The organism is Moorena sp. SIO3I6 (assembly GCF_010672095.1).
Genome location: NZ_JAAHHU010001404.1, coordinates 1 through 1,321, shown reverse-complemented (window position 1 = coordinate 1,321; position 1,321 = coordinate 1). Strand labels below are relative to the sequence as shown.

Here is a 1,321-nt window from a genome sequence, read left to right as displayed (position 1 = left end):
TAATCCTTGGATTGAGAGTTTGTTATTGTTCCCCATGGTAGTTTGTAGCAGCAAAGCTTGTTTATCACTTAATGTTTATCCCTATAAGTGTTTAGACAAAGTTTAGACAAATAACTATGAGCTGAAACCCCATAGTCAGCTATTGGTCGCAATTGCCATAAATCCTTAACCTGTTCCAAGGCTTAATCATTACCGTGGTTAATTGGCAACTTCCCCTTGCCAGTTGGGTATAGACCATTACAAGATGTCGTTAATTCTGGGTGACTACCATGGCAAAAAAATTACTATCAATAACTAGTAGACCATCAACTAGTAGAACATCTCAACCAAAGTCAACCTCTACGAGCTCTGAACCAGTCATGACTAATGATCAGCTTAACCAGGTCGTAGAAGCTATCATCGCAGGCAAGTATTCTTGGGCTTGTGTGTTAGTTCTGCGTTTTTATGGCTACAACCCCCTCCATTACATCCCTTACCGAACCTACAATCGGTTAATCAAAGAAAACCGTCAAGCTGGTAACCATCCAGTTGGCAAAACCCCTGTATCACAATCACAGGTTGTTAGTAAGGTCTAGTCAGCTAAGCGGTAAATTTGGGAGATTCATCAAGTCTGAACAAAACCCACCTGCCTAGGTCAGTTTGATGGATTATTGATGGGCTATTGATGCAGAGCTTACTTGTCAACGTCTTCGGTGTTTAATATGTTGAACTGCACTTGCATCAACCGACCTATCTGCTTACATCTAGCTGACTTCTATTATTGGCTTGATGGTTCGACTCAGACTTGACCTCCTATCCCCAACCCTTATGGGTTTACTTTACACCAGATGCCCTAGCGGTATTTTAAAGTTTCGATGAAGTTTACTTAAAGTTTTTGTGAATTTTTTGTGAATTATTGGTAACTAGTCGGTTAGTGACTTGACAAAAACTAAGCTATTAGCTAACTAAATGTAGTTAATTATAAAAGGTTAATTGTAAATGGTTAATTGTTAAAAATCAATTTTCAATATTTAACATATGAAGAATATAATCAGGGATTCGGAAGAGCATGGGTTACCATCGTCTTCTATCAACCCAGACCCTGCTAGCAATTTATCAGTAGTGCTTCAAAGCTTGACCCTAGACTCAGTCGATCCAAAGCTCAACTACGAATTTAGTCAATCGTTTGACCTTGATAACTTCCAGCTAGGGGATAAAATCCTTGCCTATACTAAACCAGAGCTATCCCAAGATTCTGTTGAGATTGAACAAGATCACCAATATCTTTACCTAGTTTGTCAGGGGCGGGTACGACTACTAGGCTTTGATGCTGAAAAACAGC

2 protein-coding genes are annotated in these 1,321 nt (G+C 39.4%); both read left to right on the top strand.

Annotated features, from left to right (window positions below; all coding sequences use genetic code 11):
- Window positions 1-269: 269 nt before the first annotated feature.
- Window positions 270-575 carry a HetP family heterocyst commitment protein gene (locus F6K49_RS49725; protein ID WP_293110196.1) on the top strand — a complete coding sequence of 102 codons (306 nt, stop codon included), beginning with the start codon at window positions 270-272 and terminating at the stop codon, window positions 573-575.
- A gap of 442 nt (window positions 576-1,017) precedes the next feature.
- The coding region (locus F6K49_RS49720) for a hypothetical protein (protein WP_293110194.1) at window positions 1,018-1,321 on the top strand (304 nt) is incomplete at its 3' end.